General features: G+C 59.3%; 19 protein-coding genes. 15 read left to right on the top strand and 4 right to left on the bottom strand.

The features are described 5' to 3' along the window. Positions 1–29: 29 nt before the first annotated feature. Positions 30–476 (bottom strand): YajG family lipoprotein, encoded by a 447-nt coding sequence (locus BK660_RS05255; RefSeq protein WP_123432383.1) that lies wholly within the window; start codon positions 474–476, stop codon positions 30–32. Between the two features lie 270 nt (positions 477–746). On the opposite strand from BK660_RS05255, the gene BK660_RS05250 reads away from it, so the two are divergent. Beyond that, positions 747–1,673, top strand: a complete 927-nt coding sequence (locus tag BK660_RS05250) for a quinone oxidoreductase family protein (protein ID WP_123432382.1) — start codon at positions 747–749, stop codon at positions 1,671–1,673. A 111-nt stretch (positions 1,674–1,784) separates the two neighbouring features. Beyond that, positions 1,785–2,696, top strand: a complete 912-nt coding sequence (locus BK660_RS05245; protein ID WP_123432381.1) for a LysR family transcriptional regulator — start codon at positions 1,785–1,787, stop codon at positions 2,694–2,696. A gap of 5 nt (positions 2,697–2,701) precedes the next feature. Here BK660_RS05245 and BK660_RS05240 read toward each other — a convergent pair whose 3' ends face one another. Continuing rightward, a complete protein-coding gene (locus BK660_RS05240) occupies positions 2,702–3,325 on the bottom strand; it encodes a TetR/AcrR family transcriptional regulator (protein ID WP_123432380.1) in 624 nt (207 codons plus the stop codon). Positions 3,326–3,565: 240 nt separating this feature from the next. Here BK660_RS05240 and BK660_RS05235 point away from each other — a divergent pair, with 240 nt between their 5' ends. The 9 genes from BK660_RS05235 (at position 3,566) to BK660_RS05195 (ending at position 14,598) form a co-directional block, all read left to right on the top strand. Then, positions 3,566–4,846: a cytochrome P450 gene (locus BK660_RS05235; protein ID WP_123432379.1), complete on the top strand. Its 1,281-nt coding sequence runs from the start codon at positions 3,566–3,568 to the stop codon at positions 4,844–4,846. Further along, positions 4,843–5,070 carry a ferredoxin gene (locus BK660_RS05230; RefSeq protein WP_123432378.1) on the top strand — a complete coding sequence of 76 codons (228 nt, stop codon included), beginning with the start codon at positions 4,843–4,845 and terminating at the stop codon, positions 5,068–5,070. Before BK660_RS05235 ends, BK660_RS05230 begins: the two co-directional genes overlap by 4 nt. 47 nt (positions 5,071–5,117) lie before the next feature. Next, entirely contained in the window at positions 5,118–6,737 is a 1,620-nt protein-coding gene (locus BK660_RS05225; protein WP_123432377.1) for a GMC family oxidoreductase, read from the top strand. Continuing rightward, a complete protein-coding gene (locus BK660_RS05220) occupies positions 6,734–8,224 on the top strand; it encodes an aldehyde dehydrogenase family protein (RefSeq protein WP_123432376.1) in 1,491 nt (496 codons plus the stop codon). The genes BK660_RS05225 and BK660_RS05220 overlap by 4 nt, the downstream gene beginning before the upstream one ends. Positions 8,225–8,288: 64 nt before the next feature. Beyond that, positions 8,289–9,956, top strand: coding sequence for a DUF1302 domain-containing protein (locus BK660_RS05215; RefSeq protein WP_123432375.1), 1,668 nt, complete (start codon positions 8,289–8,291; stop codon positions 9,954–9,956). Between the two features lie 27 nt (positions 9,957–9,983). Beyond that, positions 9,984–11,345, top strand: a complete 1,362-nt coding sequence (locus BK660_RS05210; protein WP_123432374.1) for a DUF1329 domain-containing protein — start codon at positions 9,984–9,986, stop codon at positions 11,343–11,345. 231 nt (positions 11,346–11,576) lie between these two features. Beyond that, positions 11,577–12,614: an amidohydrolase family protein gene (locus tag BK660_RS05205; RefSeq protein WP_123432373.1), complete on the top strand. Its 1,038-nt coding sequence runs from the start codon at positions 11,577–11,579 to the stop codon at positions 12,612–12,614. Beyond that, a complete protein-coding gene (locus BK660_RS05200) occupies positions 12,611–13,810 on the top strand; it encodes a phosphotransferase (protein ID WP_123432372.1) in 1,200 nt (399 codons plus the stop codon). Before BK660_RS05205 ends, BK660_RS05200 begins: the two co-directional genes overlap by 4 nt. 2 nt (positions 13,811–13,812) lie before the next feature. Beyond that, on the top strand, positions 13,813–14,598 hold the full coding sequence (locus tag BK660_RS05195; protein WP_123432371.1) for a tyrosine-protein phosphatase: 786 nt from the start codon (positions 13,813–13,815) through the stop codon (positions 14,596–14,598). Here the strand turns inward: BK660_RS05195 and BK660_RS05190 are convergent. Continuing rightward, positions 14,595–15,479, bottom strand: a complete 885-nt coding sequence (locus BK660_RS05190) for a DMT family transporter (RefSeq protein ID WP_123432370.1) — start codon at positions 15,477–15,479, stop codon at positions 14,595–14,597. The genes BK660_RS05195 and BK660_RS05190 overlap by 4 nt on opposite strands. 89 nt (positions 15,480–15,568) lie before the next feature. Next, complete coding sequence (locus tag BK660_RS05185) at positions 15,569–16,414, bottom strand: SDR family oxidoreductase (RefSeq protein ID WP_123432369.1); 846 nt, start codon at positions 16,412–16,414, stop codon at positions 15,569–15,571. 420 nt (positions 16,415–16,834) lie between these two features. Between BK660_RS05185 and BK660_RS05180 the strand changes: the two genes are divergently transcribed. The 4 genes from BK660_RS05180 to BK660_RS05165 all read left to right on the top strand — a co-directional run bounded on the left by BK660_RS05180 (position 16,835) and on the right by BK660_RS05165 (position 23,677). Continuing rightward, entirely contained in the window at positions 16,835–18,496 is a 1,662-nt protein-coding gene (locus BK660_RS05180; RefSeq protein WP_123432368.1) for a DUF1302 domain-containing protein, read from the top strand. A gap of 30 nt (positions 18,497–18,526) precedes the next feature. Beyond that, positions 18,527–19,885 carry a DUF1329 domain-containing protein gene (locus BK660_RS05175; RefSeq protein ID WP_123432367.1) on the top strand — a complete coding sequence of 453 codons (1,359 nt, stop codon included), beginning with the start codon at positions 18,527–18,529 and terminating at the stop codon, positions 19,883–19,885. 95 nt (positions 19,886–19,980) lie between these two features. Then, positions 19,981–21,111 carry a YCF48-related protein gene (locus tag BK660_RS05170; protein ID WP_123432366.1) on the top strand — a complete coding sequence of 377 codons (1,131 nt, stop codon included), beginning with the start codon at positions 19,981–19,983 and terminating at the stop codon, positions 21,109–21,111. A 34-nt stretch (positions 21,112–21,145) separates the two neighbouring features. Next, a complete protein-coding gene (locus BK660_RS05165; protein WP_123432365.1) occupies positions 21,146–23,677 on the top strand; it encodes an efflux RND transporter permease subunit in 2,532 nt (843 codons plus the stop codon). Positions 23,678–23,703 lie beyond the last annotated feature (26 nt).

Below are 23,703 nucleotides of genomic sequence, written 5' to 3'. Positions count from 1 at the left end.
TCGTAGACGGGTTGTTTCCCGGTGAGGCGTCAATGTTGTTGCTTGATATCCCCGCAGAAAATATCCACGTTGCCATCGGCCGGCGTGGTCCTGATAACCACCGAGTACCCACCGGAAAACAGCTCTGACATTGCCACTGGCGCACTACGCGAATAGGTCCAGCCACGCGTTGCGGAAATACGGTTGGTGTTGATCCGGTCATTCATTGCATAGGCGACTGGCCCGGGCTGTTCGCAGCTGCCTTTATTGATGAACGTATAGAGGTTCAAGGGTCTTAGGGTTCCGCTCGGGACTCCACTGATGAAGAAGGAAAAGGCTGTCTCGTTGCCCTGAATGGCCAACGTCGTATTGCCAATCTGGCCGAGGTTGCGCTGCGTGGCATTCAAGGGAATGGTGACGGTCTGGTTAGATGAAGTCGTACAGCCGAAGAGCATCACAGCGGCTATGAGAGCCGCCGATTGGGTTCTCGATTTCATGATCAACCTCCTGTACTCGGAAAGTACATTGCAGGATCTTTGGGTATAGCTCACCCGGCGTTTCTTTGAGGAAAGCGCCGACGTAGGGGGCTGGCCAGCGTTGCTTCGCTGGGTTGTTGTCCCTTGGCATCCTGCCAGGATGCCTGCTCTTTCTTACGGTAAGCAGGCGCATTGGCGGTTGATTTCAGCAAATATATGGACAAATAATGAATATATGTTCAATTATCTGTCCGGGCATTTGCTGAAAACAAAACAAGAAAGGAGAAACCCATGCGTGCAGCAGTCATTTCCGAGCGCAATGCGGCGCCGGTAGTCGGCGAGTTTCGTGAGCCGCAAGCGCAAGACGGCGCAGTACTGATCGACGTTGACACTGCAGGCCTTGGCGGCTGGGATGTCTTGGGGGCCTACCGCCTGGGCGTCGAGTATCCCTGTGTGATTCGCGGAGAAGGCGTGGGCCGTGCCCCGGATGGTCGGCGGGTGTATTTCGGAGAGCGCTCGGTATTGCCGTTCGGTGCGTGGGCCGAACGCACGCTGGTGCCGCAAGCCGAAGTGTGGGATGTACCGGACGACGTCGACGATAAAACCGCCATCAGCATGGGCATCGCCGCGACTGGCGCCATCGTGCCGCTGGAGAAAGCACAGATCCAGAAGGGCGAAAAAGTCCTGGTGTTGGGCGCCACTGGCACGCTTGGCCAGATCGCCTTGCAACTGGCGCGTGGCATGGGAGCGGGCAAGGTTGTCGGCGCTGCGCGGTCGGCCGATGCACTGGGGCGTTTGAAATCACGTGGCATCGCTGACGAGGTCGTCACGTTGGGCGGCAGCAATGACGTCGCCGCGCTCAAAGAAGCCGCCGACGGTGGTTTTGATGTGGTCCTCGACCTTGTCTGTGGTCAGCCAATGCTGACGTCCCTGAAAGCCACCAATTGGGGCGCGCGGATCATGACCATCGGCACCGGCGCCGGTCGTCAGCTCAATCTGGATATCGCCGATCTGTTGTTCCGCAACCTGTCGTGCATCGGCACCGGGCAACGTCCGCCCGCCGACCGCGAACAAATCTGGCTGCGTCTGTTGAAGATCGCCAAAGAGCAACAGATCCAGGTCGATTACGTTGATTACACGCTCGATCAGGCGGCGCAAGCCTGGGCCGCGCAAGTCAGCGGACCGCACGCCAAGATCACCGCCACGATTCGTCGCTGAAACCTCCCGTGCAGAGCGCCCTTAAGGGGCGCCTTTGGCGCAGCAGATGAGGCGCTGATGCACAGTGATGTGTGGGGTGTTTTGCAAGGGTGACAGGTATCGGGACCGCGAATGATCAAGGGTAAAGACATTTCCATGCGTCAGCTGCGTTACTTTATCGCGGCTGCCGACACCGGGCGGTTCTCTCAGGCCGGGTTGAAAGTACACGTGTCGCAATCAGCGATTACCGCAGCGGTGTTGCATCTGGAAGAGACCATGGGCGTCAGCCTGTTCGACCGGTTGCCCCATGGCGTGACGCTGACCGCTGAAGGCAACAAGTTCGCCCAGCACGCCAGGCATATTCTCGACACCTTGCAGGACGCCCTCAGTGAGCCGCTTTTTCTTGGGCACTCCATGCAAGGCACGGTGCGCGTGGGCGCCTCCTACACGGTTTTGGGGTACTTCCTGCCCGCGCTGTTGGCCCGGTTCAAGCGCAGCTATCCACAAGTGGAGATCGACCTGATCGACATGGACCGTCAGAGCATCGAACAGGCGGTGAGCAATGGCGATCTCGACCTGGGCCTGGCGATCGTGTCCAACACTCCCAGCCTTAACGGTTTCGAACACCAGGTGCTGATTCGTTCCCGTCGGCAACTCTGGCTGGCCAGTCAGCATCCGCTGATGACAGCCACCTCGATCAACCTCGAAGATGTCGCCGAGCACGCCTATATCCTTGCCACGCTAGACGAAGGTGACGCCTCGACGATGCGCTATTGGGAATCCCGTGGACTGGCGCCAAAGGTGGCTTTTCGCACTTCATCCATGGAAGCGTTGCGCGGGCTGGTGGGGCATGGTTTCGGCGTGACCATTCTCTCGGACATGCTCTACCGGGCCTGGTCCCTGGAGGGCAAGAAGATTGAGATCCGCCCGCTTGTGGACGTTATTCCACCTATGGAACTGGGGCTGATATGGCTGCCGGATCATCGTTTGTCGGGGCCGGCGCAGGCTTTCCGGCAGTTCCTGATCATGGCCTGCGCCTCGTAGCCTCGCTATTGGCGCGCGGTATGGTCTGGCGGCCAGGTCCCATTGTTCATCAGGCTGTCGAATGTCTCGGTCATTTCTTGCGCCGAGTTCGGATAGTCGTGGCGCACCCACCACAACCACAGCCCGATCAAGGCCCCCACGAAACAGCGTACCGCGGCTTCGCCACGCATATGCTCGACCTGGTACAGACCTTGTTTGCGGTAATGCTCACGCACCTGAATGATCAGGATATTTTCCAGGTGGGCGAGAATCACGCTCTGCCCCGGCCCGCTGAAAAACGCGGTCGTCAACGCCGCGTGGCGTTCGGTCGCGCTGAACAGCCAGGCTGAAACATCCAGCAGGACACGACGGTCGCCATCCACCTCGGTGACCTTGGTTGAGGGCACGCCAATGAATTCATACCCGGCAACGATCAGGTCCTCCTTGTCGCGAAAGTGCGCGTAAAAGGTGGAGCGTGCCACGCCTGTACTGTCCAGTAGTTGCTGGACGGTGATCCCTTCGTAGCCCTTTTCCAGAGCCAGGCGATACATGTGGTCCAGCAGCAGTTCACGGGTGCGTTGAGAACGCAACGCGTGGCGTTGTCCAGAGTGGCTTTTATCGACAATTTGCACGGAAGCGAAGTGAGACATTCTGTACCTCGGCAGATCTATTTTTATTAGTGTCTTGGCGCAGGGCAGGGGTTGCCCGGCGATGATCGGTCATCAGCGACAGAGGATTTTTTACACCGATAAGGTATGTTTTAGAACATTTTCAACGAAAGTGTTAATTAATTCCTGGGATGCCGTACAGATTTGAAGTTCTGTCCGTTGTGGCTTCGATGCTCCGGCCTTACCGTTTCTCCAGTCCGTCAGAGACCCTGGAGAACAATAATGAACCACCCCGCTGATACGTCCACGCCGGTTCCCGCGCATATCCCCATGCACTTGGTATGCGACTTCGATCTGTGGGCTGAGCTCACCTCCCAGGGCGAAAACGCCTATACCTGGGCAGCCGCGCTGCACCAGACGACCCCACCGATTTTCTGGATTCCGCGCTTGGGCTTTTTGCCGGGTACCTGGGTGCCTCGGCGGGCCGAGGACCTGCGGCGCATTCTGCAGGATCCACAGACTTTCAGCAGTGTCGGCCTCACGCCTTATGCGATGTTGCTCGGTGAAAGCTGGCGCCTGGCGCCGCTGGAAATCGACCCGCCGGAACACGGCAAATACCGCGCATTGCTCAACCCGTTGTTCACGCAGAAAAAGGTCGAGGCGCTGGAGCAGGACATTCGCCAGCTGGCCAACCAACTGATCGACGAGGTGGCGGCTCAGGGCCGCTGTGATTTCAACGAGGCGTTCGCCAAACCGTTTCCGACGTTGATCTTCCTGACCCTCATGGGCTGGCCGCTGGAAGACCGGCCATTGTTCCAGCACTGGACGCAGACGCTGATCAAAAGCTTCGACATGCAAACGGTGACTGACAACGCGCGGGCCATTACCACCTGGATCCGCAATCACATCGCCGAGCGTCGTGCCAACCCCGGTGACGACTTCACCAGTTATCTGCTCACCAGCCAGATCGATGGCCGGCCGCTGACTGACGATGAAATGCTCGGCATCAATTTCCTGATATTCATTGCTGGCCTGGACACAGTGACGTCCTGCCTGGGCCTGTTCTTCCGTCATCTGGCACGCCACCCCGAACAGCAGGCTCAGCTGCGGGCCAACCCCGAATTGATTGGCGACGCGGTGGAAGAACTGCTGCGTTCCTACTCCATCGTCAACATGCGCCGTACGGTCACCTGCGACGTGCAGATCGGCGATGTCCTGATGAAGAAGGGCGACAGGGTGTTGATCAGCACAGAGCTGGCCAACCTTGACCCTGAAGTGTTCGACGAGGCTGACAGAGTCGACTTCCAGCGCAGTGCCGGTGCATCGCCGCACATGGCGTTTTCCTATGGCGTACACCGTTGCGTCGGCTCGCACCTGGCGCGCCGGGAACTGCGCATCGCCATGGAATTGTGGCTGCAACGGCTGCCACCTTTTCGCATCGCCGACAACAGCACGCCCAGGTTCAACGCCTTCGGCGTTTTTGGCATGGAAGACCTGCACTTGCAGTGGGATCTGCCTGAGTCGGCGGCAACGCCCTCCAGTCAACAGGCGGCCAGCGCATGAAGGTGCTGATCGATCGATCCGGCTGCGTGGGTCATGCCCGCTGCAACAACGTCGCGCCTGCGCTGTATCCGCTCGATGACAACGGCTACATCGCGAGCAGCGGCTTTAGCGTGCCTGCCGGGCAAGAGGGGCTGGCGCAACGGGGCGCCCGGGCCTGTCCGGAACGGATTATCGAGGTGCGCGATTCACCCGCTGAACCTCGACAGGTATCGGCCGAAAGCTGATTGACCTGGCAGCGAAGGCTTAAAGCAACCAGCAAAAGAAGAACAAAATGAGCAAAGTTTACGACTACATCATTATTGGTGCGGGGTCAGCGGGCTGCGTGTTGGCCAATCGACTATCGACCGACTCGACCGTTTCGGTGCTGCTGATCGAGAGCGGTCCGGATCACACCAGTCCGTTGATTGCCATGCCACGCGGCATTGGCAAACTGCTCAACCCGGGTAACCCTCATGTCTGGAGCTACAAGGCCGCGCGCGGCGAGGGCATGAGCGACGAGCAGTGGTTAAAGGGCAAGACAATTGGCGGTTCCAGCTCGGTAAACGGCATGGTCTATGTGCGAGGTGCACCCGCCGACTACGACAACTGGGAAGCGCAGGGCTGCACGGGTTGGGGTTGGCAAGACATGGGCCGGCAGTTCGTTGCCCTCGAAGACCACCAACTGGGCAAGAGTCAATGGCGGGGCGTCGGAGGCCCGCTCAAAGTGACGGTGCACCCGTCTGGCGACTCTCTGTGCGATGCGGTGATCAGTGCTGCAGGCGAGCTTGGCGCGGCGCGCACCGATGACACCAATCATGTCGACTCGGTCAGTCAGGGTGGCTTTGGCTATCAACCGCAAACCACCTGGAAGGGCCAGCGTTTCAGTGCCGCCAAAGCCTTCCTCGACCCGGTGCGCGCACGGCCGAACTTGACGGTCATGACCGGCACTGATGTGCAACGCATCGAGTTCAGCGATCGTCGTGCCTGTGCGGTGAAAGTCAGCGGCAGTAACGGTTTGGCCCGTTTCGAGGTGCGTCGCGAGGTGTTGTTGTGCGCCGGTGCTATCGAGTCGCCCAAGTTGCTGCAACTGTCCGGCATCGGCCCGGCGGGACTGCTGAGCTCGCTGGGAATCAACGTGCTGCAGGACGCCCCCGAAGTAGGTCGCAACCTGCGTGAGCACGTGTACATGGCCATGCAGTACCGGGTCACCCGCGGCAGTTTCAACCATTGCTTCCATGGGGTGGGTTTGCTGGGTGCGGTGGCGCAGTACTTCCTGCGCAAAAAAGGACCGATGACCCATGCCGCCCACGAGGCCGGCGGATTTATCAAAACACGCCCGGAACTGGATCGACCGGACGCGCAAATTGGCGTCAGCCTTTACTCCATGGACGGCGATGGCAACAAGGTCGAAATCGACAAGCAGCCTGGCCTGACCATCGGCGGCTATTTCCTGCGCCCACAAAGCCAGGGTGAGTTGCGTATTCAATCGACGGACGCCTCGGTACCGCCGCAGATCACCGCCAATTACCTGAGCGCCGAAATCGACCGCACTTCAGCGATTGCCTTGTTTCGCTGGTTCCGCCGCCTGGCCGCGCAACCGGTACTCCAGCCATTCATCGTCGGTGAACTGACACCCGGGCCGCAGGTGGAGAGTGACGAGCAAATTCTTGCCGCGTTCCGCCGCTTCGGGCAGACCGCCTTTCACGTCTCCGGCACCTGCCGCATGGGGGCCGACAGCGCCTCAGTACTCGACCCTCAACTGCGTGTGCGTGGCGTCGAGGGCCTGCGGGTGGTCGACACCTCGGTCATGCCGTGCCTGGTTTCCGGCAACACCAACGCCCCGGCCATGGCCATCGCCATGCGCGCCGCGGAACTTATCACCGGCAAAATCTCAGGAGCTCCAGCACCATGAGTGTTCCCTTTACCCAGTTGGACAAGCTGTACATCGATGGCGCGTGGGTGGGTGTCGACGGCCCGCTCAAAGCTGTGATCAACCCAGCCACAGAAGCGGTGATCGGTCATGCGCCCACCGGTGATCTGCACAGCGCCGAGGCGGCCATTGCCGCCGCACGCAACGCTTTTGACAACGGTCCGTGGCCGTGGCTGAGCATGGCCGAACGTGCCGGTTATCTGCGACGCATGCACGCCGCTCTGGTGGCCAAGCGTGAACAGATCGCTGCGCTGATCATCGCTGAAGTCGGTTGCTCGCAAGGCGTGACGTACGCCATGCAGGTGGATATGCCGCTGGGCCATGTGCTGACGGCCATCGAGCAGTCGATGCACAGCGACAGCCAGCAGATTCCAGTGCAGGCCAATCCCAACCCGTTCAACCCGACGGGGCCGATGATTCTCGGCAGCGGCACGGTGGAACGTGAGGCCATTGGCGTGGTGGCCGGCATCACCGGCTACAACTTTCCGTTTCTGCTCAACGTGGCGAAGGTGTTTCCGGCCTTGCTGGCCGGCAACACCTTGGTGCTCAAGCCTTCGCCATTCACCCCGTTCTCGGCGTTGCTGTTCGGTCAGATCGCCGAAGAGGTCGGCTTGCCCAAGGGGGTGCTCAACATTGTCACCGGCGGCATTGAGGTGGGCAGCCTGTTGAGCAGCGATCCACGGGTGGACATGGTCTCGTTCACCGGTTCCGAAGCGGTGGGCGTCAGCATCATGAGTCAGGCGGCGCCGACCCTGAAGCGCGTGCACCTGGAACTGGGCGGCAAATCGGCATTGATCGTACGTGCCGATGCCGACATTCAAGCCACCGCTCTGGGGGCCGTCGCCGGGCTGGCGGTCAATGCGGGGCAGGGCTGCGCGCTGCTGACGCGCTTTGTGGTGCACCACTCGGTACGCGAGCAATTTGTGCAGTGCGCCAAAGCCATCGCCGGGCAATGGAAAATCGGCGATCCAGCGGACCCGAGCGTGATGATGGGGCCGCTGATCCGGGCGTCGCAGCGCGCCAAGGTCGAGCATTTCATTGCCAGTGGCCGCGATGCGGGGGCCACTCTGGTGTGTGGCGGCGGGCGACCTGCACACCTGAGCCAAGGCTTCTTTAGCGACATCACGCTGTTCGATGACGTGCGCAACGACATGCTCATCGCGCAAGAAGAAATCTTCGGGCCGGTGGGGGTGGTGATCGGCTTCGACAGTGACGACGAAGCCGTGGCCATCGCCAACGACTCGCGCTTTGGCCTCAATGGCGCCGTGGCCTCGGCAGATGCCGCGACGGCCTACGCCCTGGCCAGACGCATTCGTGCGGGCAGCGTGTACCTCAATGGAGGCAGCGGCAGCCTGCCTTATGCCCCCATCGGCGGTTTCAAGCGTTCAGGGCTGGGCCGCGAGTTCGGGCCGAACTGGCTCAAAGAGTTCACCCAGGAAAAATCCATCATCTACCCCATCGGGCGCTAGCCAGGACGCCCTCAAACGGGGGCGCAGACGAAACGACTGACAATAAAAACAAAAGGTGGTTTGCATGAAACACATGAGTAAAAAGGGGCGCATGCGAGCCCAGCGGGCGATGGTACTGCTGGCAGTGGGGGAAATGGCGTTGGGCTACGGTGGTGCGGCGATGGCGTTGCCCATCGAATTGACCAACCCGGATTTTCACCTGCGTTGGGACAATACCGTGCGCTACACCCTGGGGATGCGTACGGAGGGGCAGGACTCACGCATCATGAACAACCCCAACTACGATGAATCGGACGGCAAGTTCGACAAGAACGAAATCATGACCAACCGTGTCGACCTGCTGACTGAAGTCGACTTCTCCTACAAAAAGGATTGGGGCGCGCGGCTCAGCGCCGCCGGCTGGTATGACCAGGCGTATCACAACGATGATGTGCACAGTCATGTCCCCGGCTTCCAGACCAGCTACTACAACGATCACTACAGCTCGGAAACGCAGCGTTATGTCGAAGGCCCGTCGGGGGAAATACTCGATGCGTTTGTCTGGAAGAACCTGCGCCTTGGCGACTCTTCGGTAAACGTCAAGATCGGTCGCCATACCAACTATTGGGGTGAGGGACTGCTGTTCGGCGCCCATGCCATTTCCTACTCGCAAGCGCCGCTCGATGGTGCCAAGGCAGTGACCAGTCCGGGTATCGAAACCAAGGAAGTGTTCTTGCCCATCGGGCAGATATCCGTCAAGGCCCAGGCCACCGACAACCTGACCCTGGCCGCACAGTATTTCTATGAGTGGGACTACACCCGCATTCCCTACGGCGGTACCTACTTCGGTGCGGCCGACCCGTTTTTCGAAGGTCCGGATCGCTTGCCGGTAGCGCCAGGGTTCTCCTTCAACCGGGAGAAATCCAAATACGGTCGTGACTCTGCCAACTGGGGGGTGATGGCCAAGTACGATGTCGATGCAATTCAATCGACGGTGGGTGTGTACTACCGCCAGTTCGATGACTACCAACCCTGGCTGGCGCCGGAAATCTCGGCCGCTACCGCCAGTTATCGACTGGTGTACCCACGGAGCGTCAAACTCGTCGGCCTGAGTCTTTCTACGGTACTGGACACCGTTTCGGTAGGCAGCGAGATTTCCTATCGCCAGAACGGTGCCTTGAACGCAGTGGGCGTCGATCCCACCGACAACGAAGGACCACGCGGCGATACCTTCCACTTTGTCGCCAACGCTGTGTACGGCGTACCGCGCAACTTTATCGCCAAGAACGCGACGCTGGTGGGCGAGTTCGCCTATAGCCACCTGCGCAAAGTGACCGAGCACGAAGAGCTTTATCTGGGGGAGAACAGCCCTAACTGCGTCGATCCACGTGTGGGCACGCCGGGTTCCGGGGATAAGAGCGACGGTTGTTCGACCCGTGACTATGCCGCCTTTGCCGTCAACTACACACCGCAATACCTGTCGGTATTCCCGTCCTGGGACATGACCGTACCGCTGACCGTCAACTATGGCTTGTACGGCAACGCCGCCAGCGCCGGCGGTGGTAACGAAGGCTCCCTGACCTGGTCTGCCGGCGTGCAAATGACCTATGCCCAGCGTTATGAGTTCGGCCTGCGTTACTCAGACACCGACGCCCAGTCCAAGAACGTTCCCGGCGACACCGTCGGTGGTAACGGCGCCGTGGGCGGAACTGACCGTGGCTGGCTGGCCTTCACCTTTAAAACCTCCCTCTAAATAAGCCAAGAAACGGAGTACCTGTTTATGAAAGGACAATTTGCATGGGCGGTGGCGCTGTTGAGCATCGCCACCTGCAGTCAGGCCGCGGCACCGGCCGATCAGGTCGCACAGATCGGCAAAACCCTGACACCGTTTGGCGCGATTATCGCGGGCAATGCCGATGGCAGCATTCCCCCTTACACGGGAGGCCTGAAGCAGAGTCCGGCCGGTTTCAAACCAGACAGCGGATTCTGGGCCGACCCGTTCAAGGATGAAAAACCGCTGTTGCGCATCAACTCCAAAAACATGGAGCAATACGCCGACCGGCTGAGCGGTGGGCAAAAAATGCTGCTGAATAAATTCCCGGACTACTACCTGGATATCTACCCGAGTCACCGCACCGCGGCGTACCCGCAAGCGATACTCGATGCCTCCACGCGCAACGCCAGCAGTTGCCATACCACCAAGGACAGCCTGGCTGTCGACCCGGCATGCCGGGGTGGGTTGCCGTTTCCACTGCCGCAAAACGGTAACGAGGTTATCTGGAACCAGGTGCTGCGCTACAAGGGCACGGGCTACACCACCACGGCGTCGTCCAACAGTTGGGTCGTGGATTCCCGGGGTTCGGTGACCAAGACCGCCGAGTCCGCCACCATGGAGGAGGCCCCGTACTACCAGGTCAAACAGGCTGATCGGGATCCGCAGTTGTACTACCGCGCCTGGGCGCTGGACAGCTACCCGGCCCGCAGCGCCGGGCAACTGATCATCCTCGCCGACTACCTCGACCCCCAAACCCAGCCGCGTCGCGCGTGGAGCTACACGCCGGGCATGCGCCGCATCAAGCTGGCGCCGGAATTCTCCTATGACACGCCAGTGCCCAACCAGGGTGGGGTGAACCTGTTCGACGAGTTGCAGATGTTCTCTGGCAGCCAGGACCGCTTCGATTACAAACTGGTGGGTCGCAAGGAAATGTACATTCCCTACAACGCCTACAAGTTCTATTTCAGCTGCGGCCAGGAAGAACAATTCCAGCCCCACCACGCCAACCCGGCTTGCGAGCGCTGGGAACTGCATCGGGTGTGGGTCGTGGAGGCGACACTGAAACCGGGCAAACGCCACGTCTATAGCAAGCGCACCTATTACCTTGACGAAGATACTTTTGGTGCCGGTCTGTATGACGCCTGGGACCAAGGCGGGGTGCTGTACCGCGCGCTGTTCCAGAGCGGTGTGCAGCTGTATGACAAAAACCTGCCCTACACAGTGAAGAACGTCAGTTACGACTTCAACAAAGGTATGTGGTCACTGCTAAACGATGGCTTGAAGGGTGGCTACCAGGTGCATGACGAACCCTTGTCCGAGCGCGACATGAAACCGGAGTCGATCGTTTCCCAGGAAACGCAACGCTGATTGCATCAAGTGAACACGCTTTTGCGGCCTGAGGGGGCCGCTTTTTTTTGGCTGATTTTCCGAAAGCGCTGGTTTGTGTGTGTTCGGGATCCGCTTTTTTATTAATAATTAACTGAACACATATTTAAAATATGTTTATATTTGGCGTGACGCATTTATCCCTTAAATCGATCCGGACGCCCCGCCAATCGGTCGTTCGGTCTGCTGGCTTATTACAACAAGGAGAACGCCATGCTGATTGATGTCCACGCCCACTTGCTGACTGAGGGCATGCTGAACCGCCATGAGTTCTGGGGGCCGTTCATGAAGGTGCAAGGGCTGACCGTGGGGCATTTTTCCCTCGGCACCAAGCAACCGGCCAAAGCGGCGACCGATGCCGAGGCGCAGGCCAATATTCTCGCGCGCATGACCCACGCCAGCCGTCGAAAGCTGATGGCCGAACGAGGGGTCGACAAACTGGTGATGTCCACGCCGTCCCACTGCTTCATGTATTGGGCAGGCGATTTCGCCAACGAATACGCGCGTATCTGCAACGACGAGTTGTCGGCATTTTGCCGGGCCGATCCCGACCACTTCGATTTCTGGTGCCACGCCAACCTGGCCGATCCGCTGAACGCGGCCAAGGAAATCGAACGCGCCGTGACTCAGTTAGGGGCCAAGGGCGTGTGCGTCGGCGGGGCCAATTTCAATGGCCTGGAAGCTCACGATGAACGCTTGTTCCCGGTCTGGGAAAAGCTCGTTCAGCTGGACGTGCCGATCATGGTGCACGGCTTCAACCAGTCGATTTACTGGGGCGAAAAACACACTGACGACAAGTTCGAAACCACCTCCATCGTGGGTGACTGTGTCGATGAAACGCTGTTCTTCTGGTACTTGATCTGTGGCGGCGCGCTGGATGTATTCCCGACCCTGAAAACCTACATCACCCATGCCGGTGGCATGGCGGTTTTCCAGTTGGGTCGCCTGAGCGAACTCAATCGGGCCATGGCACCTGACTCGCGCAACCAGCGTCCGTTGATGGACTACATGCAGAACTTCTACTTCGACCTCGATGTGCATGCACCTGGACTGCGGCGTGGCGTTGCGGAGGTAGTGGGGGCGGAGCGTCTGTTGTACGGCACCAACTTTGGGGGTGCCTATGACCATGGCGATCTGACCGAGGGGCTGGGTTTGTCGGCTCAAGACCGCGAACGAATTCGTAGCGGTAATGCGATCGAACTCCTCAAGCTGAAGGTTCCGAGCAACGCTGGCCGGGTGCTGACACCGTGACGGACAGCCTGCTGGACATGGCCGCCGGGCGGCCATACCCGCAGCGCACAGGTCGATTGCCTCGGCAACTGAGTGAGATCACCGCAGCCTGGCTCACGCAGCTATTGCAGCCGCGTTATCCAGGCATCGAGGTCCTGGCGTTGACCGCGGTGGAGGTCCGTAACGGGCACACCACCAAATTGCGCGCCAGGCTTGAGTTGAACGAGGTCGGCCAGCGTGCGGGCATTCCTGCGCATGTGTGCCTGAAGTCGAACTGGTCCGAGGGTTTCGAAAGCGGCGATATCTGTGAACTGGAAGCGCGCTTGTATCATCTGGCGCGCGGCTGGTCCGACGCGCCATTGCCGACCACCTTTTTCACCGACTGGGACGCCGATGGCGGTGGCCGAGGTGTCGTGATGATGGAAGACCTCGGTCTGGCCGCCGGGCAATTTGGTCATAGCACCGATCACCTTGGCGTGGACGGTGTTGCCCAGGGGTTGGAGTCATTGGCGACAGTGCATGCGGCGACCTGGAACAGTCCGCAGTTGCAGGAACAGCGCTGGTTGCCGGTCTCGATGGCCAACCCGGTGGACAGCGATGGTCTGCTGCGCATGTACAACTACATCAAGGTCAATCTGCGCAAACCCGAGTACCAACAACTGCTGCCGAAATGGATGTACGAGACGCCTGAGCTGTTCAGCCATGCCTTCGATGAGCTGGCAGCCTTCGAACTGGAGCAGACTTCACCCAGCTGTCTGATCCATGGCGATTCGCACCAGGGCAACAGTTTTTTACGCAGTGACGGCCAGCGGATCTGGCTGGACTGGCAACTGGCCCGGCGTGGCCGACCATGGCGTGATGTCGCGTATTTCATGCTCGGTGCGCTGACGGTGGCGGAACGCCGTACGGATGCACAGAATCTGTTGCGTGTGTACCGGGAAAAATTGATCAGTCTGGGGGCCGAAGGCGTGCTGGGCCAGGACGCTGCCTGGGAACAGTTGCGTCGTTGGCCGGTTTGGGGGATGCAGACCTGGATGTCGAACATGGATGAGTGGGGGCAGGCCGGGTTGCCAATGGTGGAACGGTTCTTCGCCGCCGCTGAAGATTTCGATACTCTGCGCTTGCTGACCCATGGCCGTAAGCCGCGTCGGACACCGGCACTGGGGCAGGGCGCACGTCCGTTGACGCAAGCGTATCAACACTTATTGGAGAGTTGAGCATGTCCCGTGAGGAAGATTTCCGCCTGCAAGGCGCCGATAACTTTCGCAGCTTGAAAGGAATGCCTACCCGATGTGGTCGGCGCATTGGCGCAGATGTTTTATTGCGGGCAGACCAGTTGCATGGTTTGACTGCTGAAGACTGGCAGACGCTCCAGCGGCTGGGGTTGCAGACTGTCTGCGATTTACGCAGTGCGGGCGAGCGTGAACGTTACCCGAACCGCTTGCCTGATAGTGCAATCCAGGACCTTCACCTGGAGGTCGTCGGTGATGTCCGTGCCGATCCGCGTATTGCCTCCCTGTTGGCGGACAACCCGTTGGAGGAGGGCGCGCGGGGCATGATGCTGGAGGTTTACCGGGGACTGCCGAGAATGTTGGCGCCCCTGTTACCCGCGTTGTTTGAGTTGTTTGCGCACGGCAATGGGGCGGTCCTGATTCACTGCACGGCGGGCAAGGACCGCACCGGCGTGGCGATCATGCTGCTGTTACACGCCTTGGGCGTCGAACCTGAACACATCATGACCGACTATTTACGTTCGGCCCGGCGTTTCAGTCAGCTGAGCATTGAGCGCCAACAGGCAATGAGACATGCGGTGAGCCGGATGGTGGGCCAGACGGTCAGCGAAGCGGCGTTCGACGCGGTGGTGGATGCCCGCCCCGAATACTTGAATGCCACTTATGCGGTGATCGAGGCCGAGTATGGTGGGCTGGATGCCTATCTGCAGCGTTTCAGTGGTTTGAGCACTGAGGGCTTGCAAAAACTGCGAGAGTCCTTGCTGGTCGCCTAGGTCGCAGCCCGGGCCAAAACCCGGGCGGGTTTCCATTGTGCCAATCCAATCCCCAGCAAAATCAAGCCGCCACCCACTGCGTGGTACAGGTGCAGTGTTTCTCCGAGCAACACGATCGCCAACACGGCGGTAAACAACGGCACCAGGTTCATCAGCACGGCGGTTTTTTCTGCGCCGAGTGTTTGCAGGCCGCGCATCCATAGTCCTGGTGCCAGTGCTGAGGCGAACAGCCCCGCGAATAGCACCAGCGGGATGTTCCTGGCCGTCAGGGCGATCGACGGCGCCAAGACGAATGGCGGCACCAGCAGCAGGGTGCCGCAGATAATTTGCACATACAGACTTTCCCAGGTCGGCAGGGGAATCTGCCAGCGTTTCACCAGCACGCAGTACAGCGCGTACGACAATGATGCGAGCAACATCATCAGCTCACCCTGGCCCACGCCATGCTGCCAGAGCGAGGGCAAGTCGCCTGCCGCCAGCAACCAGGTCAGTCCGGCAAATGACACCAGGGTGCCGACCAGCAGCGTCGCGGTCGGTCGGGTATTGAGTACCGGGAAGGCCAGCAGCACGGTGAGTAGTGGCATGGTCGCCAAAATCAGACCCATAGAGGTGGCGCTGACAGTGTGCGCCGCGAAATACGCCAGCGACTGGTAAAGCGACATGCCGAGCAGGCCCAGCAACCACAGTTTGAGTAGATGCGGCCGGATCTGGCGACGCAAGCGCCACACCCTGGGCAACAACACTGGCGACAACACCAGCAATGCAGTCAGCCAACGGTAGAAAGAAATGGCCGCGGGATCGATCACCCCCACCGACAGACGATTGACCACCGTACTGGCAGCCCAGATCAGTGTAGCCAGGACAGGTAACAGCAAATTCATCACGGGGGCGCCAACGTTGAGGGTGCGTTGAGCGCACCGGGACCAACGCCGCTTTCGCGGCGATCAATGAATGCTCGGCCGTGCGCGCGTTACTCGCCGGCAGCGTTGCGTGCGGCAATGGCTGCGGCAAAATCGCGCTTGAGCGTCGGGAAGTAGGCAATCTGCCCGCCCATGCCCCCGGCAATGTCGATCGAGGCCGCGCTGATGAAACTGGCGTATTCACTGGCCAGGAACAGCGCCATACCCGCTACGTCTTCAGGTTTGCCGTAGCGTCCCAGCGGCACGACTTTCATCACCATGGCGTCGAACTCCTCGCGAGTGACGCCCGGCCCCATCTCTTTGTAGTGACGATCCCACTGGCCGGTGTCGATCCAGCCCATGTTCAGGCTGTTGACCAAAATATTGTCCTTGGGCAGGGACATGCCCAACGAGCGGGAGAGGGCGATGCACGACGCGCGGTTGATCACCGAAGGAATACCGTCAGGTGTCGGAATCGCGCCGGCCAGGGCGTTTATTTCGATGATTCGCCCCCATCGCTGTTCACGCATGAACGGCACCACGGCCTGGACGAAGCGGAAATGCCCCATCTGCAGAATGTTGGCATGTTCGAGGATGGCTTCCGGGGTGAGGGTATCGATATTGCCGCTACGGCCTTGACCCGCATTGTTCACCAGCACATCGACACCACCCCAGGCCTGTGCAACTTCAGCGACGAAAGCTTTCACCCCTTCGCTGTCGGTGACATCCACAACCCGGGCAATAACCGCCTGGGCGTGTTCACCCAGCTGCGCACCGGCATCACGCACGGCTGCCGCATCGCGTGCGCATATCGCTACCCGCGCTCCTTCAGCCGCAAAAGCCTTGGCGATGGCCAGGCCAATGCCTCGAGAAGCGCCCGTAATGATCACGCGCTTTGCACTCAAATCAATGTTCATGGTGGCTCCTGTTGTTTTTTTTCTGCCGGTTCATGTGCCGTTTTTCTAGCCAAACGCCCCGTATTCAGTGGGTCTGCCGGGGCTATTGAAAGCCTAAAGAAGAAAACCGTCAAAGATTATTTGAACGTTTATGTGTTTTGTGTGCAGTATTGCTCCTGACGGCACCTTTGTCTGAATCGTGGCATCAGGAATTCGCGGGTATAATTCTGAATAGAGAACTGCAATCTTTATGTGGAATTTTGAATTCTAATCCGTTACGGTGGCTTTCAGCTGAAGGGGAAAGAAGTCCTGGAGCGTGCCAGGCCTCTTGAGCGGACTGTCCAGGCGGGACTTGCATCGATCCTGTGGGGTTTCGCAGATCGCTGGAATGACTGTTTGAACGCACTTAACGACAGAAAATAAAAATAAAAGGTAGTGTGTATGAATGTGAAGACCAAGCAGGGTCGGCGGGTGCTGACTCAAGGTGCTCTGACGCTGTTGATGGTTGGCAGTGCACAGGGTTTGATGGCGGCCTCGTTCGACATGTCGAACCCAGACTACCGTGTGCGTTGGGACAATACGGTCCGTTACAACCTGGGGATGCGGACCGATAGTCAGGACCACAACATCATGAGAACGACGAACTTCGACGAATCAGACGGGAAGTTCGACAAAAACGATATTGTGACAAATCGCCTCGATGTGTTGAGTGAATTCGATTTCTCCTACCTCAACGAATGGGGCGCCCGACTCAGTGCTGCCGGCTGGTTTGACCAGGCTTATGCTGACGACGACGTTCGCAGTAACGTTCCAGGCTTTGCCACCAGCTACCACAACAACAAATACAGCGATGAAGTGGATCGCTACATGCACGGGCCTTCGGGCGAAATTCTCGATGCATTCGTGTGGCGCAACTTCAACCTCGGCGATACGCCAGTCAACGTGAAAGTCGGCCGCCACACGAACTACTGGGGCGAGAGCCTGCTGTTCGGCGCGCATGCCGTGTCTTATTCCCAAGCCCCAAGCGATGGCGTAAAAGCCTCCACCAGTCCGGGTATCGAAACCAAGGAAGTGTTCCTGCCGCTTGGTCAAATCTCCGCCAAGGCTCAGGTGACTGATCACCTTTCGCTTGCCGCTCAGTACTTCTATGAATGGCAACCTACCCGGATTCCTTATGGCGGTACCTATTTCGGTGCAGCGGACCCGCTGTTCGAAGGCCCGGACCAGCTGCCGGTGGCTGCCAACGGCGCAACGCTGCAACGCCAGGACTCGCGCTTCGGACGTGACGGCAAGAACTGGGGTGTGATGGGTAAGCTCAACGTCGAAGAAATTGAATCGACCTTTGGCGCCTACTACCGTCAGTTCGACGACTACCAGCCTTGGTTGTCCCCCGAAGTCAAAGCCGCACTTGGCTCTTATCGAGTGGTCTACCCACGCGGCGTGAAGCTGGCGGGTCTGAGCTTTGCCCGGGTGTTCAATACCGTGGCGGTGGGTTCTGAGTTGTCCTATCGCATGAATGGCGCGTTGAACGCCACCGGTGTCGATCCATTGGATGAAGAAGGTCCTCGTGGCGACACGATCCACTTTATCGCCAACGCCGTTTACGGGGTGCCGCGCAACTTCATTTCGGATAACGCCACGCTGGTCGCTGAGTTTGCTTACAGCCACCTGGACCGGGTGACCGAACACGAAGAGTTGTACAAAGGTGTGGGCGAGGCCGGTTGCGTCAATGGCAACACGCCACGCGTCGCCAATTCTGGTGGTGAGTCCGACGGTTGCTCGACGAAGAATTACTACGCTGTCGCTGTCAACTACACCCCGCAGTACATTTCAATCTTCCCGTCCTGGGATATGGACGTTCCGCTCACCGTCAACTACGGCCTGGATGGTAACGCGGCGACGGCCGGCGGCGGCAGCGAAGGCGCGTTGTCGTACTCTGTCGGCGTCAAACTCACCTACGCCCAACTGTATGAGTTCGGCCTGCGTTATGCCGATACTGATGCGCAAACCAAAACCCTGAACAATGGCACTGTCTCCGGCAACGGCAACGTCGGCGGCACTGACCGTGGCTGGCTGGCATTTACTTTCAAAACCTCCTTCTGACAAATCCAATAAGAATCGGAGAACGTGTTCATGAAACGACAACTTGCCTTATCCATTGCCCTGATGAGCATGGCGACCTACACCCTGGCGGCGGGCGGTGATGCCTCGGAGCTGGGCAAAAGCCTCACCCCTTTCGGGGCGATCAAGGCGGGCAACGCCGAGGGCACCATCCCTGCCTATGACGGTGGCCTGACCAAGGCACCGGCCGGTTTCGTACCGGATAGCGGGTTCTGGGTCGACCCGTTCAAGGATGAAAAGCCACTGTTTCGCATCGACGCCAAAAACGTCGACCAGTACGCGGATAAACTCAGTGAAGGGCAAAAGACCCTGATCAAGAAGTACCCGACGTATTACATCGACATTTACCCAAGCCACCGCACCACTGCCTATCCACAGGCGGTGCTGGACGCCACCGTTCGCAATGCCAGCAGCTGTCAGATCCAGAAAGATGGCCTGGCGGTCGATCCTGCCTGCCGTGGCGGCTTGCCGTTCCCGATTCCAAAGAACGGCAACGAAGTGATGTGGAACCAGCAAGTGCGCTACAAGATCGGCACTGGCTACTCGACGACCTCGTCTTCGAACAGTTGGGTAATCGATGCCAATGGTTCGATCACCAAGACTGCCGAACAGGCGACGTTTGAAGAGACGCCGTACTATCAGGTTACCCAGGCGGACCGTGATCCCCTGATGTATGCCCGGGTGTTCTCGCGCAATGACTATCCGGCGCGACGCTCCGGTGAAGTCGTGGTGTTGACTGACTTCCTCGATCCTCTGGCCAAGGCCCGTCGCTCGTTCAGCTACTCCCCGGGTCAGCGTCGAGTCAAACTGGCGCCGGAGTTTGCTTTCGATACACCTGTGGCCAGTCAGGGCGGTGTAACACTGTTCGACGAACTGCAAATGTTCTCCGGCAGCCAGGACCGCTTCGACTACAAATTGGTCGGCCGCAAAGAGATGTACATCCCGTACAACGCCTACAAGTTCTACTTCGGGACCAAGCAGGAAGACCAGTTCATGCCGCACCATGCCAACCCGGCCAACGAGCGTTGGGAGCTGCATCGGGTGTGGGTCGTGGAGGCGAACCTGAAGCCGGGCATGCGCCACGTCTACAGCAAACGCACCTATTACCTGGATGAAGACACCTTCGGTGTTGGTTTGTATGACGCTTGGGACAAGAGCGGCGCGTTGTATCGCTCGATCTTCCTCAGTGGCGTGCAGCTTTATGACAAGAACATTCCCTACAACGTGAAGAACGTCGTTTATGACTTCAACAAAGGCATGTACGCGTTGCTCAACGATGGGCTGAAAGGGGGCTACAAGTTCATCGACAAACCGCTTTCCGAGCGGGACATGAACCCTGAAGCCATCGTGGCCCGAGTTACCCAGCGCTGATGTGTGTCGCCTGTTCTGCCCGCCGGTTTGCGCATCGAACCTGACGGGTAGAACAGGCGGGTTTTGTCGTGCTGGATGGTTGAGGTATAAAAATAATGACTAACCCTAGCCCTGCTTCTTTTGTTTTTTCCACCTCGCGTCTGCTGCTTGCTGTTGCGTTGGCCGTCGGCGTGAGTGCATGGATGACGGCGCCTGCCTATTGCGCCGTCACCTCTTCCGCTGATTCGCTGGACGTGCCGGCGTTGCAGGTGGACGAACACTTGCCTGCACCCTTGCTGTCGGTTGCCCAGGCTGGGGACGCGTTGATCAGTGTCGGATTGCACGGGCTGATCCAGCGTTCCACCGATGGCGGACTGACCTGGCAGCAGGTTGACAGTCCGGTGTCCGGCGATCTGGTGCAAGTACGCTTTCGCGATGAACGCAATGGCTGGATCGTCGGCCACGATGCGCTGGTGCTGCACACCACCGATGGCGGTCAACACTGGCAGGTGCAACTTGATGGGCGCCGCCTGCTGACGTTGCTCAATGCTTATTACGGCCCGCGCGCCGAAAAAGGCGATGAGTCCGCAGCACTGGTGCTCAAGGAAGTTGCCATGGCCGCCGGGAACTCGGCGACCCCGGGCGTATTGGCCGCCCCCTTTCTGGACGTGATGTTCGATGCCCAAGGCAACGGTTTTGCCGTGGGTGCCTTTGGCCTGTTGTTGCACAGCACGGACAACGGCCAGAACTGGGAGCCGTGGATCGAGCGCAGTGACAACGACCGGCGCATGCACCTGTATGGCCTGGCCGAGCACGCGGGCACTGTTTATATCAGTGGTGAACAGGGGCTGTTGCTACGCCTGGATGGCCAGCAACAACGATTCGTGAAAATCGATACGCCTTACACCGGCACCTATTTCGGCGTCCGTGCCTACGACCATTTGCTGCTGGCCTATGGGCTGCGCGGCAATCTGTTTGCCAGCCGTGATGACGGCCAGCAATGGCAACCCGTGGAAACCAACCTCAATAGCAGCCTGGTCAGCATCGTCGAGCAGGGCAACGCCTTGATCGTCGTGAGCCAGGGTGGGCAGCTGGTCAGCGTCGATCGACAGAGTTTGCAGGTCACCCCGCTGGCGGATGCACGAGTGGGCGAGGTGTATGCAGCCAGTGCCACCCATCAGGCCGGGAGCCTGGTTGTCACGCGCTTTAGTGGCGCCAAGGTCATCGATATCGCCCAGGCCAACTGACGCCGTCGGCACGATACCCCTACGAGAAGAAAAAATGGTCGAGCAAAAATTCAACAGCGGGATGCCAGTGATTGCCAACCTGGAGGACTTTGACAAGAGCTCCGGGGGCTGGTTTGAACGGGTGATTTTCCGTCATCGCATGGTGGTCGTCGTTGCCTGCTTGCTCGCAACTGTGGTGCTGGGCTTCTTTGCGACACGGCTCCAGGTGAATGCCAGCTTCGAGAAAATGATCCCTAGCTCCAGCCCCTACATCAAGAACTACCTGGCCTATAAAGACCAGCTTCCGGGGTTGGGTAACAGCATTCGCGTGGTGGTGGAAAACAAGACCGGTGATATCTACGACGCCGATTACTTGCTGGCGCTGCAGAAGGTCAACGACACCCTGTACCTGATCCCGGGTATCGACCGTTCCTGGATGAAGTCGCTATGGATGCCCATCGTTCGCTGGAAAGAAGTGACGGAGGAGGGCATTGATGGCGGTGCGGTGATGCCGTCGGATTACGATGGCAGCGACAAGTCGATCAAAGCGTTGCGCCGCAACATCATGCGCGCCGGCATTGTCGGCAATCTGGTGGCCAACGACAGTCAGTCGAGCATGATCGTCGCGCCGTTGCTCGACACCAATCCGCAGACTGGAAAACCACTGGACTACGGTGATTTCTCCAAGCAACTGGAAGCGCAGATTCGCTCGCTGGAAAGCGACAAGGTGGGCATCCACATCGTCGGCTTCAGCAAGCTGGTAGGCGACCTGATCGACGGCCTGTATTCGGTGATGCTGTTCTTCGGCGCATCGGTGGTGATCGCCGGGCTGTTTGTCTATTTCTACACCCGTTGCTTGCGCAGCACGTTGCTGTTGGTGAGCGTGGCGGTGGCGGGCGTGGTGTGGTTGCTGGGGCTGATGCAAATCCTCGGCTACGAGCTGGACCCTTACTCGATTCTTGTGCCGTTCCTGATTTTTGCCATCGGTATTTCCCATGGCACCCAGAAGATGAACGGCATCCTTCAGGACATCGGCCGTGGCACCCATAAATACGTGGCTGCGCGCTATACCTTCCGCCGCTTGTTCCTCACCGGCCTGACTGCGCTGCTGACCAATATTGTCGGTTTTGCCGTGCTGGTGATCATCGATATTCCGGTGATCCGCGACCTGGCCCTGACCACCAGCATCGGCGTCGCCGTGCTGATTTTCACCAAGTTGTTGTTGATTCCGGTGGCGCTGTCCTACCTCGGTGTCAGTCAAAAAGCCGCGCGTTTTGCGATTGCCAAAGACCAGGCTGGCGAAGCCAATCGTGGTCTGCTCGGGCGTCTCTGGCGCGGCCTCGACCGCTTCACCGAACGTCCGTGGGCCACGGCGGTCATCGCTCTGTCGCTGCTGGTGACCCTGGGTTGCAGTGTGGTGATGATGCACCTGAAGGTGGGTGACCTGGACCCCGGCGCCCCCGAGTTGCGTGCCGATTCGCGCTACAACCGCGACAACGCCTACATCACCAGTCATTACGGTCTTTCCAGTGATCAGTTCGTGGTCATCATGAAAACCAATGAAGACAGCTGCCGTCTGTACCAATCGCTGCAAAGCATGGACAAGCTGGCCTGGCGCCTGCGCCAGACCCCGGGTGTACAAACCACGCAGTCGCTGGCCGAAACCGTACGAATGATCAGTTCCGGCATGGCCGAAGGCAGCCCGAAATGGCTGAGCATCAGCCGTGACCAGGCGATCACCAACTCGGCGGTGGATGCGGCGATGATTTCCGCCCCGGGGATCACCAATCAGCAATGCTCTGTGACCCCGATGATTGCTTATCTGGCCGACCACAAGGCTGACACCCTGAGCCGAGTGTTGAAAGTCTCCGAGGCGTTCGCCAAGGAAAACAACACCGCCGCTGGCGCTGAACAACCGGTTGAGTTTTTGCTGGCCGCGGGGAATGCCGGTATCGAGGCCGCCACCAATATCGAAGTGGAGAAGGGCATCATCACCATGTACCTGGCGGTGTACGGCGCCACGGCGTTGCTCTGCCTGCTGACCTTCCGCAGCTGGCGCGCAACCCTGGTGGCACTGATTCCGCTGCTGATGACCACGATCATTTGCAAGGCGTTGATGGTCTGGCTGGGGATCGGCCTCAAGGTGGCCACCTTGCCGGTGATCGCCGTGGGTGTCGGTGTCGGTGTGGACTACGCGCTGTATCTGCTCAGTGTGCAACTGGCGGTGCAGGAACGGGGTGGCAGCCTGGCGGTAGCTTATCGTCGCTCGCTGGATTTCACCGGCCGAGTCGTCGCGCTGGTGGGCCTGACCATGGCCGCCGGGGTGATTACCTGGGCCTGGTCACCGATCAAGTTCCAGGCCGACATGGGCATTCTCCTGACCTTCATGTTCCTCTGGAACATGCTCGGTGCACTGGTGTTGATCCCGGCCCTGTCGCATTACCTGCTCAATCCCAAGGGCAATTCCAAGGCCGGCGTGACCCTCGATCTCGAAGACGCCCGCGCGCAGCAGGAACCGCGTAAGCCCGTCGCCGGCGCATCAACCCACTCATTGACTGAGCTCGCCTTACCCCGGCGTGCCCGCTGACTAATAGCCAGGCACAGGCCCTGGCT

It is taken from the genome of Pseudomonas brassicacearum (assembly GCF_003732265.1).
Taxonomy (GTDB): domain Bacteria; phylum Pseudomonadota; class Gammaproteobacteria; order Pseudomonadales; family Pseudomonadaceae; genus Aquipseudomonas; species Aquipseudomonas brassicacearum_D.
This window is presented reverse-complemented; position numbering and strand designations above follow the sequence as displayed.

Bases quoted from the DNA above. Each gene is read 5' to 3' on its own strand.
- BK660_RS05255 (WP_123432383.1), bottom strand. From the start codon at position 476: ATGAAATCGAGAACCCAATCGGCGGCTCTCATAGCCGCTGTGATGCTC.
- BK660_RS05250 (WP_123432382.1), top strand. From the start codon at position 747: ATGCGTGCAGCAGTCATTTCCGAGCGCAATGCGGCGCCGGTAGTCGGC.
- BK660_RS05245 (WP_123432381.1), top strand. From the start codon at position 1,785: ATGATCAAGGGTAAAGACATTTCCATGCGTCAGCTGCGTTACTTTATC.
- BK660_RS05240 (WP_123432380.1), bottom strand. From the start codon at position 3,325: ATGTCTCACTTCGCTTCCGTGCAAATTGTCGATAAAAGCCACTCTGGA.
- BK660_RS05235 (WP_123432379.1), top strand. From the start codon at position 3,566: ATGAACCACCCCGCTGATACGTCCACGCCGGTTCCCGCGCATATCCCC.
- BK660_RS05230 (WP_123432378.1), top strand. From the start codon at position 4,843: ATGAAGGTGCTGATCGATCGATCCGGCTGCGTGGGTCATGCCCGCTGC.
- BK660_RS05225 (WP_123432377.1), top strand. From the start codon at position 5,118: ATGAGCAAAGTTTACGACTACATCATTATTGGTGCGGGGTCAGCGGGC.
- BK660_RS05220 (WP_123432376.1), top strand. From the start codon at position 6,734: ATGAGTGTTCCCTTTACCCAGTTGGACAAGCTGTACATCGATGGCGCG.
- BK660_RS05215 (WP_123432375.1), top strand. From the start codon at position 8,289: ATGAAACACATGAGTAAAAAGGGGCGCATGCGAGCCCAGCGGGCGATG.
- BK660_RS05210 (WP_123432374.1), top strand. From the start codon at position 9,984: ATGAAAGGACAATTTGCATGGGCGGTGGCGCTGTTGAGCATCGCCACC.
- BK660_RS05205 (WP_123432373.1), top strand. From the start codon at position 11,577: ATGCTGATTGATGTCCACGCCCACTTGCTGACTGAGGGCATGCTGAAC.
- BK660_RS05195 (WP_123432371.1), top strand. From the start codon at position 13,813: ATGTCCCGTGAGGAAGATTTCCGCCTGCAAGGCGCCGATAACTTTCGC.
- BK660_RS05190 (WP_123432370.1), bottom strand. From the start codon at position 15,479: ATGAATTTGCTGTTACCTGTCCTGGCTACACTGATCTGGGCTGCCAGT.
- BK660_RS05185 (WP_123432369.1), bottom strand. From the start codon at position 16,414: ATGAACATTGATTTGAGTGCAAAGCGCGTGATCATTACGGGCGCTTCT.
- BK660_RS05180 (WP_123432368.1), top strand. From the start codon at position 16,835: ATGAATGTGAAGACCAAGCAGGGTCGGCGGGTGCTGACTCAAGGTGCT.
- BK660_RS05175 (WP_123432367.1), top strand. From the start codon at position 18,527: ATGAAACGACAACTTGCCTTATCCATTGCCCTGATGAGCATGGCGACC.
- BK660_RS05170 (WP_123432366.1), top strand. From the start codon at position 19,981: ATGACTAACCCTAGCCCTGCTTCTTTTGTTTTTTCCACCTCGCGTCTG.
- BK660_RS05165 (WP_123432365.1), top strand. From the start codon at position 21,146: ATGGTCGAGCAAAAATTCAACAGCGGGATGCCAGTGATTGCCAACCTG.